The organism is Pseudomonas sp. HMSC067G02 (assembly GCF_001813485.1).
Lineage (GTDB): Bacteria > Pseudomonadota > Gammaproteobacteria > Pseudomonadales > Pseudomonadaceae > Pseudomonas > Pseudomonas aeruginosa.
Genome location: NZ_KV812666.1, coordinates 63983 through 78198, shown reverse-complemented (window position 1 = coordinate 78198; position 14216 = coordinate 63983). Strand labels below are relative to the sequence as shown.

The window sequence follows — 14216 nt, the reverse complement described above, 5'->3', positions numbered from 1 at the left end:
AGTATTTTTTATTTTTTAGAAAGGCTGGCATGGGGCGTGCAATGAGGTAGTCACGGTCTCCCTGAAGAAAAAATGGACACAGGCCGGTTCGCTACCCCGATGGGCCCGGCCCCGAGGCGGTACCGACAGTTCCGAAGGCACACAGGAGAAAACATCATGCTTAGTTGGGCTATCACCTTTCTGATCATCGCCATCATCGCTGCCGTCCTCGGGTTTGGTGGCATCGCAGGTGCCGCCACCGGAATCGCGAAGATCCTCTTCGTGCTGTTCCTGGTGCTCTTCGTGGTCTCGTTCTTCTTCGGACGCCGTCGCGGCTAGCCGGATGCCAAGGAGAAAGCGATGCGACTCATGCGTAACCTGATGAACGCACTGCTGCTCGGTGCCGCCGCCAGTTCGCTGGCGGTGGCGGCCGACAGGGACGGCGAATACCGCTTGAACGAATTGCAGAGCACCGATGCCGGATACCGCAAGGCCTGGCAGAACCTGGTGGAAGACGAGAGCCGCTTGCCCGACTGGGTGATGAATCTCTCGGGAACCGCTACGCCGATGCATGCCGTCGACGACCAGGGCGACAAGTATCTGGTCGGCGGTCTCTGCGAGAAGTCCGATTGCAAGGGCCAGCGCCTGCTGGTCGCCTTCGATTGGGACAAGAGTCATGCCTACGGGCTCTACGTGCAGGTGCCCGGAGGGCTGCCGCAGGACAAGTCGCCGAGCAAGCACGCCAGCTTCCGCTGGCTGGGCAAGCCGGAGCCGGCGGTACAGAAGATCCTCGACGAACAACTCAAGGCCGATCCGAACTGGTACTGAGGCGGAACGGGCTTGCGTGACACCGCCCCGCCCGCAGCGGGGCATGGCCAGGGGACCGGGATGCGCTGGGTGAGGTCGATCCGGCGGGTGCCAGGGGTACAGGGAGTACCTCCTTCGGGGTCGGGCCAGGCGAAAACGCGCCGGAGGGGAGCCACCGATGTCTCGCTGCCTTCCGGCGCGCTTCTATATATAGAAGGGGTACGACGCTCCGCCGTCCGGCGGAGCGTCGACTTCCGCACCGATACTCCGCGAACTTCCCTGATATCGATCAATGCTTATGGATGGCTGAGTCGTTTTACAATCGACCACCCGCGCGTTCCGAGGCGCCCTCCCAGAAGGGCTTTACCGCGCGGTTATCCACAGAGTGCCGCTTATCCACAGCCGGCGATGGCGTGCCGGACGGCGTTGCGTGTCCTGCGACCATCCATCGCAGCGATGATGAGCGACTTTCAACTTCCCAGGATGGGCACGAGGCTCCCGGGCCTTGCACGGAGTGCCTTCCGCTCCCTGTTCTTGTACGAAAATCAAGGGCAATTTCCTGTGGGACGGACGTTTCATTAGTGATTTCTCATGCCGATTCGGCATGGGGCCGTCACTTACGGCATTAGACGGGGTAGGGGAGCGCATGAATCATTGCGCCCTTTCGCCTGTCGGGAGCGACTCTCCCGTTGGAGCGACTCCCGACTTCCACAAGAATTAAGGGTGACGAAACATGGGTAAAGCCAAGCTAAGCCTCGCCTGGCAGATCGTGATCGGTCTGGCACTCGGTATCGCCGTCGGCGCAGTGCTCAACCATTTCAGCGCCGAAAAGGCCTGGTGGATCGCCAACGTGCTGCAACCGGCCGGCGACATCTTCATCCGTCTGATCAAGATGATCGTGGTGCCGATCGTGATTTCCTCGCTGGTGGTCGGCATCGCCGGCGTCGGCGACGCGAAGAAGCTTGGCCGCATCGGCCTGAAGACCATCATCTACTTCGAGATCGTCACCACCGTCGCCATCGTCGTCGGCCTGCTGCTGGCCAACCTGTTCCAGCCCGGCACCGGCATCGACATGAGCACCCTGGGTACCGTGGACATTTCCCAGTACCAGAAGACCACCCAGGAAGTGCAGCATGACCATGCGTTCATCGCGACCATCCTCAACCTGATTCCCTCCAACGTCTTCGCCGCCATCGCCCGTGGCGAGATGCTGCCGATCATCTTCTTCTCGGTGATGTTCGGCCTCGGCCTGTCGAGCCTGCCCAACGACCTGCGCGAGCCGCTGGTGAAGGTGTTCCAGGGCGTTTCCGAGACCATGTTCAAGGTCACCCACATGATCATGAAGTACGCCCCTATCGGTGTCTTCGCCCTGATCGCGGTGACCGTCGCCAACTTCGGCTTCGCCTCGCTGCTGCCGCTGGCCAAGCTGGTGATCCTGGTCTACGTGGCCATCGTCTTCTTCGCCCTGGTGGTGCTGGGCCTGATCGCGCGGATGTTCGGCTTCTCGATCATGCGCCTGATCCGCATCTTCAAGGACGACCTGGTCCTCGCCTATTCCACCGCCAGCTCGGAAACCGTGCTGCCGCGCATCATCGAGAAAATGGAAGCCTACGGCGCGCCGAAGGCGATCAGCAGCTTCGTGGTGCCCACCGGCTACTCCTTCAACCTCGATGGTTCGACCCTGTACCAGAGCATCGCGGCGATCTTCATCGCGCAGCTCTACGGCATCGACCTGTCCATCGGCCAGCAGATCATGCTGGTGCTGACCCTGATGGTGACCTCCAAGGGTATCGCCGGCGTGCCGGGCGTGTCCTTCGTGGTGCTGCTCGCCACCCTGGGCAGCGTCGGCATCCCGCTCGAGGGCCTGGCCTTCATCGCCGGCGTGGACCGCATCATGGACATGGCGCGTACCGCCCTCAACGTGATCGGCAATGCCCTCGCGGTGCTGGTCATCTCCAAGTGGGAAGGCATGTACGACGCGGCCAAGGGCCAGCGCTACTGGGATTCGCTGCCGCACCTGCGGCAGGCGGTCGGCGAAGCCAAGGGCAAGCAGGCCACCCTCGAATAAGGCGGCTTCCCGCCCAGGAGGCCCCGGCATCGTCCGGGGCCTCGGCGTTTCTGGCGCCGGCACCGCCTGCGCCGCTATCATCCGCGCAACGCGGGGGATTCTGAATGCTGAACGGCTTGTGGTTGGGTTTTTTCCTGGTGGCGGCGGCGAGCGCGCTGGCGCGCTGGTTGATCGGCGGCGATGCGACGGTGTTCGCGGCGATGGTGGAGAGCCTGTTCGCCATGGCCAAGCTGGCGGTCGAGGTGATGGTCCTGCTGTTCGGCACCCTGACGCTCTGGCTCGGCTTCCTGCGCATCGCCGAGAAGGCCGGTCTGGTGGAGCGCCTGGCGGTGCTGCTCGGTCCGCTGTTCCGTCGGCTGATGCCGGAAGTGCCGCCGGGGCATCCGGCGATCGGCCTGATCACCCTGAACTTCGCCGCCAATGGCCTGGGCCTGGACAACGCCGCCACGCCGATCGGCCTGAAGGCGATGAAGGCGCTGCAGGAACTCAATCCCAGCAGCACCACCGCGAGCAATGCGCAGATCCTCTTCCTGGTGCTCAACGCCTCGTCCCTGACCCTGCTGCCGGTGACCATCTTCATGTACCGCGCGCAGCAGGGCGCGGCCGATCCGACCCTGGTATTCCTGCCGATCCTCCTGGCCACCAGCGCCTCGACCCTGACCGGCCTGCTGTCGGTGGCGCTGATGCAGCGCCTGCGCCTGTGGGACCCGGTGGTGCTGGCCTACCTGATCCCCGGCGCGTTGCTGCTGGCCGGCTTCATGGCGGTGCTCGGCACGCTCTCGGCCACCGCGCTGGCGCAGCTGTCCTCGCTGCTGGGCAACCTGACGCTGTTCAGCCTGATCGTGCTGTTCCTGATCGTCGGCGCGCTGAAGAAGGTGCCGGTCTACGAGAGCTTCGTGGAGGGGGCGAAGGAAGGTTTCGACGTTGCCAGGAACCTGTTGCCCTACCTGGTCGCGATGCTTTGCGCGGTTGGCGTGCTGCGCGCCTCCGGGGCGCTGGAAGTGGTACTCGGCGGGATACGCTGGGCGGTCGAGGGGCTGGGCTGGGACAGCCGCTTCGTCGAGGCGTTGCCCACCGCGCTGGTCAAGCCGTTCTCCGGCAGCGCGGCGCGGGCGATGCTGCTGGAGACCATGCAGACCCACGGCGTCGACAGTTTCCCGGCGCTGGTCGCCGCCACCGTGCAGGGCAGCACCGAGACCACCTTCTACGTGCTCGCCGTCTATTTCGGCTCGGTCGGCCTGCAGCGCGCGCGCCACGCGGTGGGCTGCGCGCTGACCGCGGACCTGGCCGGGGTCATCGCCTCCATCGGCGTGTGCTACTGGTTCTTCGCCTGAGGTCGCCAGGCTTCGACGTCACTGGGTGACGTCGAAGCGCAGGGTGCCGATCATCTGTCCGGCCTCGGTGAGTACCTTCACCTGCCAGTGGCCGACCGGGTCGCCGGGGAAGTTCTGCTTGTGGGTCCAGGCCCGGTAGCCCTCCTTGCGGCCGCCGTGGATATCCAGGGCGATGCGGTCGAACTCCTTCCCGTTGAACATCCACACGTGATAGATGCGCTCGTCGAGGCCGCGCGGCGCGTTGATCGCGGTATAGGCGAACAGGCCCTGGCTGCGCAACTGGCTGGCGCCGACCTGCTCCAGGCTGTCGCCGGGCGTGCGGCTCTGGTCGTCGAACTGGCTGCTCACCGCCACTTCGGTCAGCCACAGGGTGGCCGGCGGTACCCAGGTGCGGCCGAACCATCCGGCCAGGCCCACCGCCAGGGTCAGGCCGAGAAGCAGGAAGCCGCGCCACCAGTGCTGTAGCGGGAAGGTCACGAGCAGGCTGGGGAAGGACAGCACGACGGCGATGCCCAGCGACAACCGGTAGCTTTCCGGGGTGGTCAGGTGCAGCAGGATCGGCAGCGAGGTCAACAACACCGCGAACAGGGTCAGGGTGTGGTAGGCGAGGAACACCCAGCGACGCCTGGACAGCCAGCGATAGTAGAGCGGATCGGTGATGGAGATCAGCGCCGCGGCGGCCAGCGTCCCTGTGAACAGCGCCTGACCGCTGTTCCAGGTGGTGGTGATGAGAAAGAACGGCAGGACGAAGAACAGGCTTTCCTGGTGGATCAGTTGGGTCGCGTAGCGCAGCAGCGGCGCCGGGATCTCCCAGCCGAAGCGGCGGGCGAAGGTCTCCCGCAGGAGGTTCTCGAGGATCAACCAGACCCAGCTGACCAGCATGATGATTGCGAGTACCTGGGCGAAGCCCTTCTGCCGGTCGACCATGATGAAACTGAACACGCCCGAACAGAAGCCGAACAGGGCGATGGTGCGTGGATAGCGGGCCATCAGGCCGCCGACCAGGGCGATCAGTTGCTCCAGGCGGACCTTGAGGATGGGGCGTTGTTGGTTGGGCATGGGGAACAGCGGGTTCTCGATCGGATCTGCTCGGCCAGCCGGCCGGGGCGCGCAGCATAACCCCGGCCGGGTTTCCTGGGTATGAACGAAGGACAGCTACCGCGCGGCGAATGTTTCCTTCGCCCGACAGAGGCTCCGCTCTCCTTTCGCGGAGGGCGACCAGGGAAAAAGGCGTCGCTTTCCCGACCGATGGTCGCGAAGCTTTCGGCAGCCTTTCAAACCCCTTCAATTCGCACCTTTCGGGCAATTTTAGATTGTTCGACAGGAGTTTTTACACATATGGTTACAACTCGGTCGATGGATGACGTACCCGCCTGCGTGGCCATCGACGCCGCCATGGACCGCTTCCCCGTGTCTGCCTGAGTGTGTGTCCCATGGCCTCTAATAAATCCAAAGGCGTCGCCATTTTCCGTGTGGTCAGTGGCAACTTCCTCGAGATGTACGACTTCATGGTGTATGGCTTCTACGCCACCGCCATCGCCAAGACCTTCTTCCCCGGCGACAACCCGTTCGCCTCCCTGATGCTGTCCCTCGCCACCTTTGGCGCCGGCTTCCTGATGCGGCCGTTGGGTGCGGTGTTCCTGGGCGCCTACATCGATCGCCACGGCCGCCGCCAGGGCCTGATCATCACCCTCGGCCTGATGGCCATGGGCACCCTGCTGATCGCCTTCGTTCCCGGCTATGCCACGCTGGGCGTGGCGGCGCCGTTGCTGGTGCTGTTCGGCCGGCTCCTGCAAGGTTTTTCCGCCGGCGTCGAGCTGGGAGGGGTTTCGGTCTACCTGTCGGAGATCGCCACGCCAGGACGCAAAGGCTTCTTCGTCAGTTGGCAGTCGGCCAGCCAGCAGGTCGCGGTGGTCTTCGCCGGCCTGCTCGGCGTGCTCCTCAACCAGTGGCTGAGCCCGCAGGACATGGGCGAATGGGGCTGGCGCGTACCGTTCTTCATCGGCTGCCTGATCGTTCCGGCGCTGTTCGTCATCCGTCGCTCGCTGGAGGAAACGCCGGAGTTCGAGGCGCGCACCCACCGCCCGTCGCTGTCGCAGGTGCTGCGCTCCATCGGGCAGAACTTCGGCGTAGTGCTGGCCGGTACCGCGATGGTGGTGATGACCACCGTATCGTTCTACCTGATCACCGCCTACACGCCGACCTTCGGCAAGAATGAGTTGCAACTGTCGGACCTCGACAGCCTGCTGGTGACCATGTGCATCGGCCTGTCCAACTTCATCTGGCTGCCGGTGATGGGCGCGTTCTCCGACCGCATCGGGCGCAAGCCATTGTTGCTGGGTGCCTCCGCGCTGGCACTGCTGACCGCCTACCCGGCGCTGTCCTGGCTGGTCCGCGAGCCGAGTTTCGCCGGCCTGCTCGGCGTCGAGTTGTGGCTGTCGTTCCTCTACAGCAGCTACAACGGCGCGATGGTGGTGGCGTTGACCGAGGTGATGCCGGCGGACGTGCGCACCACCGGTTTCTCCCTCGCCTACAGCCTGGCTACGGCGACCTTCGGTGGTTTCACCCCGGCGGTCTGCACCTGGCTGATCCACACCCTGGACAACCGCGCGGCTCCGGGCATCTGGCTCAGTGGCGCGGCGCTGCTGGGGCTGCTCGCCACCCTGGTGCTGTTCCGCCGGCGCGGCAAGGAGATCGCCGAGGCCGAGCTGGCCAACGCCTGAGGCGTTTCGCCGCATGCCGTGCGTCGGCTCTCGCCGGGGCTGCGGCGGCGGCGTTGATGTCGATCAACCGGAGCTGCGCCAAACCGCGTAGACAGGAAGGAAGTGGTTGTACCGACTTCCTTCCCTTCCTGGAGATCGCATCATGTCCAATGTACAAAATGCCAGCCGGTCTTCCGCGTTCGCGGCGGTGGAGGGCGACCATTGGGTCGAGTCCCTCGACGATGGCCGCCACGTGCTGATCCGTCCCCTGCGCGAGGAGGACCGGGAGCGCGAACGCCAGTTCATCAACCGGCTGTCCCCGGCGACCCGCCACTTCCGCTTCCTCGGTGAGATCAAGGAAGCCAGCCCGGCGCTGCTCGACCAACTGATGGACATCGACTACCAGCAGAGCATGGCCTTCGTTGCCCTGGTGCACGAGGACGGTGAGCTGCGCGAGGTCGGTATCAGCCGCTACGCCGCCTGTTGCGAGGAAGGGCAGTGCGAATGCGCGGTAACCATCGCCGACGACTACCAGGGGCTGGGCCTCGACGCCGTGCTGATGCGCCATCTGATCGACGTGGCGCGGCGCAACGGCTTCCGCCAGATGTATTCGGTGGACTCGGCGGCCAACCGGGCGATGCGCGACCTGTGTTGCGCACTGGGCTTCGTCGGCCAGCGCGACCCGGACGACTCGACCCAGGTCATCCACCGCCTGGCCCTGTAGCCCGCTCAGGCGCGCCGGCGGCGCAGGCCGAACCAGAGCAGGCCGCTGGCCAGGAGACCGGCGGCGAGCAGCAACGGGTAGAGCATGTCGTCGTCGAACAGCGGCTTTTCGATGCGCAGGTAGCCTTCGCCGTCGAACAGCCGCTTCGCCAGCGCGTTCGCCTGTTGCAGGCTGACCTTCGCCAGGCGGCGCTCCTCATTGGGGAAATGGCCGTCCTCGTAGTCGGCCAGCGAGCCCCAGTAATAGTCCGCCAGCGCCGCGTTGCCCTGAGTGCTCCAGGCCAGCCTGGCGCGCTCGGCGAATTGCACCCGCTTGAAACGTCCCGGGTCCAGGCCATGCTGGCGGATGCCGTCGAGCAACTCGCGCAGGGCGGCCTCGGTGGCGGGCAGGTCGCTGCGCTCGACATCCGCGTCGAGGCTGAAGAAGCCCTGGTTGGCGAACACCTGGCGATCGGTCGATGGCCCGTAGGTGAGTCCGCGACGCACACGCAGGTCGGCGTACAGCGCGTCGTTCATATAGGCCTGGAGCAGGACCATGGCGTCCGGGTCGGCGTCGTCCGGCTCCGGATAGATCCAGTGCAGCATCGCACCCTCGCCGAATGGCCGGGTGATCAGGGTGCGCCTGGCCTCGGCATGCCCGTTGGCCGCCGGCAGCTCGCGGCGCTCGGGGAGCTCGTGGTCTTCCAGGGTGCCGAAGGTCCGGGTCAGATAGGCCGGCAGGCGCGGGTCGAGGTCACCGACCAGGATCAGGGTCATGTTGCCCGGTACGTACCAGTCGCTGCGCAGCCGCTCCAGCTGCTCCGCGCCAAGCGGCGCCAGCGGCGCGCGCTGGGAGCAGGCCAGGCCCAGTTCCACCGCCAGTTGGTCCATGGCGCCACGGCCCAGGTTCTCGCGGTCGAGCCAGCGCTGCAGGTGCGAGTAATGGCCACCGCCTTCGCGCTCGATCACCCGCTTGGCGGCGGCGATGCGCGGCTCGTCCAGTTCGGTGCGGGTGATGGTGTCCAGCAACAGGTCGAGGACCTGCCGCTGGGTGGCGGCAGGCGCCTCGATGACGAAGGTGGTGTCGCCTTCGCTGGTATAGGCGTTCCATTGCCCGCCGAGGGCCTGCATGCGGGCTTCTAGGTCGGCCTCGTCGCCGCCGTCCAGGCCGCTGAAGAACAGGTGCTCGAGCAGGTGCGGCAGCTGCTTTTCACGGCACGAGAAGTCGGCGAAACCGACCCCCACCACCAGCCGGATCGAGACGTGCCGGCGCTGCTCGGTGGGCTTGAGCAGCACGCCCATGCCGTTTTCCAGCTGGAAGGCTTCGACCTCGCTGCGCTGGTCGGCGTACGACCAGGGGCAGAGCAGGCAGAACAGCAGCAGGGTGGACAACGAACGCATGGGCCGAGCCTGGAACTGAAAATACCGAGAATAGCGGATGCTTCATGACGAACCTACCCGCAGAACGGCTAATGTCGCGAACGGCGTGTTTCCGCACGCTCCTCGACGAGCGCTGGCTCGGCCAGCGGCGCCGAGGTCATGTCGTCGACCTCGTCGGCCCAGTCGTCCTCGTCCTGGCGAACGCCCTCGTCGGCCGCGCTGCTCGGCGCGTCAGGGTTGTCCAGCACGGCGTAGGCGATGGCGCAGAACAGCGAGTTGAGACGCTTCATGTCGCTGATCAGGTCCAGGTGCAGCGAGCTGGTCTCGATGCTCTGTACCACCTGCTGGTGCAGGCGGTCGACATGGGCATGGGCGTAGCGCCGTTCCTGCAGGCGGAAGCGCTGCTTGGCCCGGCGCAGGCGCTTGGCGCTGTCGAGGTCGCCGTTGAGGAACACCGAGAGACCCAGGCGCAGGTTGGAGACCAACTGCTGGTACAGGGTGCCGATCTCTTCCAGGCCGGTGTCGGAGAACGAGCGGCTGCGCGAGGTCTTCTTGTCCTGCACGGCGGCGAGCATGTGCTCGATGATGTCGCCGGCCTGCTCCAGGTTGATCGCCAGCTCGATGATCTCCGCCCAGCGCCGGCTGTCGCGTTCGGACAGGTCCTCGCGCGGCATCCTTGCCAGATACAGCTTGATCGCGGTGTAGAGGGCGTCGACGTCGTCGTCGAGCTTGCGGATGTCCTTGCCGAGCAGCGGATCGCCGCCGCGGATGATCTGCATCAGATTGTTCAGCATCTGCTCGACGGTGTCGCCCATGCGCAGGGTCTCGCGCACCGCGTTGGCCAGCGCCAGGCTCGGCGTGTCGAGGGCGGCGGGGTCGAGATGGCGCGGCCGGGCGACGTCGTCGGGAAGGGCACGGTCGGGCATCACCCGGGTGCAGAAGCTGGCCATGGCGTTGGTCAGCGGCAGGCAGGCGAGGCAGCGCGCGGCGTTGTAGAGCACGTGGAAGGCGATCACCAGTTCGGCGGTGCTGAACTGCCAGTGATCCAGCCAGTCCGCCAGCGGTCCCACCAGGGGCAGCACCAGCAGGCAGCCGGCGACCTTGAACAACAGGCTGCCGAGGGCCACCCGGCGACCGGCGGCGTTTTGCGCGGTGGCGCTGAGCATGGCCAGGATGCCGCTGCCGAGGTTGGCGCCGACCACCAGGCACAGCGCGACCTTCAGCGAGATCACCTTGGACGCGGCGAGGGTCGCGGTAAGCAGCACGGCGGCCAGGCTGGAATAGGAAATCATGGCGAACAACGCGCCGGTCAGGGCGTCGAGCATGATGTCGCCGGTCAGGCTGGAGAACAGTACCTTGACGCCCTTGGCCTGGGTCATCGGCTCGGCGGCGGCGACGATCAGCTGGAGCGCCAGGATGATCAGGCCGAGGCCGATGAATACCCGGCCGAGCTGGCCGAGGCGGGTCTGTTTGCGGCTGAGGAAGAAAATCACGCCGAAGAAGATCAGCAATGGCGAAAGCCACGACAGGTCGAGGGTCAGCACCCGCGCCATCAGCGCGGTGCCGACATCGGCGCCGAGCATGATCGCCAGTGCCGGCGCCAGTGCCATCAGGCCCTGGGCGACGAAGGAGGTGGCCAGCAGGGCGGTGGCGTTGCTGCTTTGCACCAGGGCGGTGACGCCGATGCCGGCGGCGAACGCCAGCGGGCGTTTTTCCACGCTGCGACTGAGGATGCGCCGCAGGTCGGCGCCGTAGACCCGGAGAATTCCGGTGCGGACGATATGCGTGCCCCACACCAGCAGGGCGACGGCAGAGAGCAGGTCGAGCAGTTTCAGCATGGCGTGGCCCCCCTGGCACTACGACGAATGGCCAACCTCGCGCCAGGTTCCGCGTGCGTTGCGCCGCAGAGCCCGGACAACGGCGCCAACGGCCACGATGGAAAGGCAGCGTTCAGGCGAGTTGTAACACGAACGTCATATTTGGACAGGCGCCCCCCGCGGGAGTTCGTCCCGGCAGCCCGAGCGGCAGGGCGCCTACCCTTCATTCAAGCGTGCGCGCCGCGAAACGGCGAGGATTTTTTCGCCTTCCGTTCGATGCATGCGTTTGCGCCACAGGCCATGGAATTAGCCGACAGGAAGGGTATCCTTTGCACCTTTTAAAAAGCCCCGGTCTAGAGGGATACAGAGGAGTGGTGCGGATGCGATTTGCGGGGATCAGTGGCTGCCTCTCGGCAGCGGTGTTGGCGCTCGGGGTAGGGGGAGCGCCGGTGGTTCGGGCCGATGCGCTGGGCGATAGCCTGGAGCAGGCGCACATCCGCAAGGCGACCTTCGCCGCGCCGGCCTGGGAAGGCTATACCAACGCCGACGGCAGCGGTCTGTACTGGGACCTGCTGAAGCAGGTCTATGCGCCCTACGGGCTCGACGTGAAATTCATCAGCATGCCCTGGAACCGCGCCAACAAGCTGATGACCGCGGGCTCCATGGTCGATGGCGTGCCGGGCGAGATCCCCGGCGTTGAGGGCAAGCTGTACGCCCAGTTGCCGATCGACATCGAGTACCACGGCGTGATGCATGCGGCGAAGACGCCCTTTTCCGGCCGCGCCAGCCTCACCGGCAAGCGCGTCGGCTGGCGCCATAGCTACAACCTGATCCCCGCGGAGCAGCGCGACTTCACCCTGGTCGAGTGCATACGCCCCGAGCGTTGCACCGAGCAGGTCCAGAACGGCGAGCTGGATTTCTTCCTCGACGAGCCGGACGAACTGAAAAAGCAGCGCAGCGAAGCGCACCTGGCGGCCGATGCCTATCCGATCGCGCAACTGCCGCCCGGCAAGGAGTCCTTCATGACCTTCGCCGACAGCGCCAGCGGCCGGCTCCTGCGCGAGGTCTATGACGCGCGGGTACGGCAGATGGCGGCGTCCGGCGAGCTGCGGGCGCTCTACCAGCGCTGGAACAGCGAGGTGCCCGACGCCGTGCAGGCCCTTTCGGCGCAGTGATGCGCCGCTCATTTCCACCGCGGAGCCTTTCCGGGGCTTGCGCGGCGGGAATGAAACGCCTAGGATTCGCCCTTCATTTCCCCCACTCACGCACCGCAAAGGAGGTTACATCGATGATTCAGTTCTCTACCCTTTGCAGGCTGCGCCTGGCCTAACGGCCACCGAAACCTACCGCTCGACCCCCTGCACCGCTGAACGATTCCCGCCCTTGCGTCCGCGCAAGCTTCCGGCGAGAGGTCATCGGCTGCCGTGGTCACCGCTCCCCAGGTTTTCACTTCTCCGTTAGACGCCCTTCGCCCTTCCGCGAGTGCCCGCTCGGCTTCGGTCTGCCCCCCCGGATCTACCGTTTCAATCACATGGATTGGATTATGGGCAACTACATCAAGCCTTTGTCCGCGGGCGTCGCACTGATCGCCTCGGACAGCACCTGGATCGAAGGCAAGGCGATCCAGCAACTGCAAACCACCGCCGAGCTGGACGGCATGCGCCGCGTCGTCGGTCTCCCGGACCTGCATCCCGGTCGCGGCTATCCGGTCGGCGCGGCGTTCTTCTCCGTCGGCCGCTTCTACCCGGCGCTGGTCGGCAACGACATCGGCTGTGGCATGGCCCTGTGGGAAACCGGCCTGGCCCCCGGCAAGCTGTCGGCGGACAAACTGGAAAAGCGCCTGGGCAATCTCGACCTGCCGCTGGACGAGACCTGGAACGATTGCATCGAAGCCCTGGAGCTGCCGGCCCGCGAGCACTGGCGCGCGCTCGGCACGATCGGTGGCGGCAATCACTTCGCCGAACTACAGCAGGTCGAGACCGTGTTCGACCAGGCTGCCCTGCACGCCCTCGGCCTCGATGCCGATCGCCTGCAACTGCTGGTGCACAGCGGCTCGCGCGGGCTCGGCCAGGCGATCCTGCAAGAGCATGTCAGCCTGCACGGCCACGCCGGCCTGCTCGACGGCAGCCTGGAAGCTTCCGCCTACCTGGCGCGCCACGCCAATGCGTTGCGCTTCGCCGAGGGTAACCGCCAGCTCATCGCCCGGCGCATTCTCGAACGCTTGCGCTGCGACGGCCTGGAACTGCTCGACGTCAACCACAACCTGGTGGCGCCGGCACAGGTCGATGGCGTCGACGGCTGGCTGCACCGCAAGGGCGCCACCCCGGCCGACCAGGGTGTGCTGGTGATCCCCGGCTCGCGCGGCGACTACAGCTACCTGGTGGAGCCTGTGCCGAGCGCGCAGAGCCTGTTCTCCCTGGCCCACGGCGCCGGTCGCAAATGGCAGCGCGGCGAGTGTCGGGAACGCCTGGCGGCGCGCTTCAGCGTCGACCAGCTGGGCCGCACGCGCCTTGGTAGCCGGGTGATCTGCGGCGACCGCCAGCTGATCTACGAGGAAGCGCCGGAAGCCTACAAGGGTATCGACTCGGTGGTCGGTGCGCTGCTCGAAGCCGGCCTGCTGCGCCTGGTCGCCCGCCTGAAGCCGGTGCTGACCTACAAGACCCGTGGGGAGTGCTGCCGATGATCCTGCTGCAACTCTCCGCGGCCCAGGGGCCGGCGGAATGCTGCCTGGCGGTGGCGAAGGCGTTCGAGCGGCTGTGCCTCGAGGCGGCGCAAGCCGGCGTCGAGGTCGAGGTAATCGAGGAGGTGGCCGGCGAGCGTCCGCGCACCTGGCGTTCGCTGCTCCTGGGGCTGCGCGGCACTGCCGCCGAAGCGCTCGCCGAGCGCTGGTGCGGCGGTATCCAGTGGATCTGCCCCAGCCCCTACCGGGCAATGCATGCGCGCAAGAACTGGTTCATCGGCGCGGAGCGCTTCGCCGCGCCGCCGGCCAGTCTGGAGGGCGAGATCCGTTTCGAGACCCTGCGCTCTTCCGGCCCCGGCGGCCAGCATGTCAACACCACCGACTCGGCGGTGCGCGCCACCCACCTGGCCAGCGGCATCAGCGTCAGGGTGCAGAGCCAGCGTAGCCAGCACGCCAACAAACGCCTGGCGATCCTGCTGATCGCCCGGCGCCTCGCGGATCAGGCGAGCAGCGCGGCCGACGCGCTGCGCGCGGAGCGCCGCCAGGCCCACGGCCGGATCAGTCGCGGCGCGGCTCGCCGGGTATTCCGCGGCGAGCGTTTCGAGCCGGCCTGAGCGGCTCAGTCGCCGAGCACTTCCTTGCGCAGCTTCACCGGCTCTTCGCCCCGTTTGCGCGCGGCGGCGCCGCGCATGCGGATGTTCAGCGCCTCCACGGCCAGGGAGAAGGCCATGGCGAAGTAGACGTAGC

12 protein-coding genes and 1 pseudogene are annotated in these 14216 nt (G+C 66.2%); 9 read left to right on the top strand and 4 right to left on the bottom strand.

Annotation, left to right across the window (positions count from 1 at the left end):
- Positions 1–156 precede the first annotated feature (156 nt).
- From HMPREF2914_RS12650 to HMPREF2914_RS12630, 4 genes are all read left to right on the top strand, one after another.
- Positions 157–318, top strand: a complete 162-nt coding sequence (locus HMPREF2914_RS12650) for a DUF1328 domain-containing protein (RefSeq protein WP_003096961.1) — start codon at positions 157–159, stop codon at positions 316–318.
- Positions 319–339: 21 nt separating this feature from the next.
- Positions 340–807, top strand: coding sequence for an inhibitor of vertebrate lysozyme family protein (locus HMPREF2914_RS12645; RefSeq protein WP_023092800.1), 468 nt, complete (start codon positions 340–342; stop codon positions 805–807).
- Between the two features lie 712 nt (positions 808–1519).
- Positions 1520–2854 carry a glutamate/aspartate:proton symporter GltP gene (gltP, locus tag HMPREF2914_RS12635; RefSeq protein ID WP_003096956.1) on the top strand — a complete coding sequence of 445 codons (1335 nt, stop codon included), beginning with the start codon at positions 1520–1522 and terminating at the stop codon, positions 2852–2854.
- A 104-nt stretch (positions 2855–2958) separates the two neighbouring features.
- Positions 2959–4188: a nucleoside recognition domain-containing protein gene (locus tag HMPREF2914_RS12630; RefSeq protein ID WP_023092799.1), complete on the top strand. Its 1230-nt coding sequence runs from the start codon at positions 2959–2961 to the stop codon at positions 4186–4188.
- An 18-nt stretch (positions 4189–4206) separates the two neighbouring features.
- Here HMPREF2914_RS12630 and HMPREF2914_RS12625 read toward each other — a convergent pair whose 3' ends face one another.
- On the bottom strand, positions 4207–5247 hold the full coding sequence (locus HMPREF2914_RS12625; RefSeq protein ID WP_023092798.1) for a DUF5924 family protein: 1041 nt from the start codon (positions 5245–5247) through the stop codon (positions 4207–4209).
- Between the two features lie 374 nt (positions 5248–5621).
- Here HMPREF2914_RS12625 and HMPREF2914_RS12620 point away from each other — a divergent pair, with 374 nt between their 5' ends.
- Entirely contained in the window at positions 5622–6911 is a 1290-nt protein-coding gene (locus HMPREF2914_RS12620) for an MFS transporter (RefSeq protein WP_003096941.1), read from the top strand.
- Between the two features lie 142 nt (positions 6912–7053).
- Positions 7054–7614, top strand: coding sequence for a GNAT family N-acetyltransferase (locus HMPREF2914_RS12615; RefSeq protein WP_003096934.1), 561 nt, complete (start codon positions 7054–7056; stop codon positions 7612–7614).
- 5 nt (positions 7615–7619) lie between these two features.
- On the opposite strand, the gene HMPREF2914_RS12610 is transcribed toward HMPREF2914_RS12615, so the two are convergent.
- Together HMPREF2914_RS12610 and HMPREF2914_RS12605 are read right to left on the bottom strand one after the other, a co-directional pair.
- On the bottom strand, positions 7620–8993 hold the full coding sequence (locus HMPREF2914_RS12610) for a M16 family metallopeptidase (RefSeq protein ID WP_003161976.1): 1374 nt from the start codon (positions 8991–8993) through the stop codon (positions 7620–7622).
- 68 nt (positions 8994–9061) lie between these two features.
- Entirely contained in the window at positions 9062–10810 is a 1749-nt protein-coding gene (locus HMPREF2914_RS12605) for a Na/Pi cotransporter family protein (RefSeq protein WP_023092797.1), read from the bottom strand.
- Positions 10811–11163: 353 nt separating this feature from the next.
- Between HMPREF2914_RS12605 and HMPREF2914_RS12600 the strand changes: the two genes are divergently transcribed.
- From HMPREF2914_RS12600 to prfH, 3 genes are all read left to right on the top strand, one after another.
- Complete coding sequence (locus HMPREF2914_RS12600) at positions 11164–11964, top strand: type 2 periplasmic-binding domain-containing protein (protein WP_073668206.1); 801 nt, start codon at positions 11164–11166, stop codon at positions 11962–11964.
- A 368-nt stretch (positions 11965–12332) separates the two neighbouring features.
- Positions 12333–13472, top strand: a complete 1140-nt coding sequence (locus tag HMPREF2914_RS12595) for an RNA ligase RtcB family protein (RefSeq protein ID WP_023092795.1) — start codon at positions 12333–12335, stop codon at positions 13470–13472.
- Positions 13469–14083 (top strand): peptide chain release factor H, encoded by a 615-nt coding sequence (prfH, locus tag HMPREF2914_RS12590; protein WP_023092794.1) that lies wholly within the window; start codon positions 13469–13471, stop codon positions 14081–14083. Before HMPREF2914_RS12595 ends, prfH begins: the two co-directional genes overlap by 4 nt.
- A 5-nt stretch (positions 14084–14088) precedes the next feature.
- On the opposite strand, the pseudogene HMPREF2914_RS32365 reads toward prfH, so the two are convergent.
- A pseudogene (locus HMPREF2914_RS32365) lies at positions 14089–14216 on the bottom strand (TerC family protein); the annotation flags it as partial.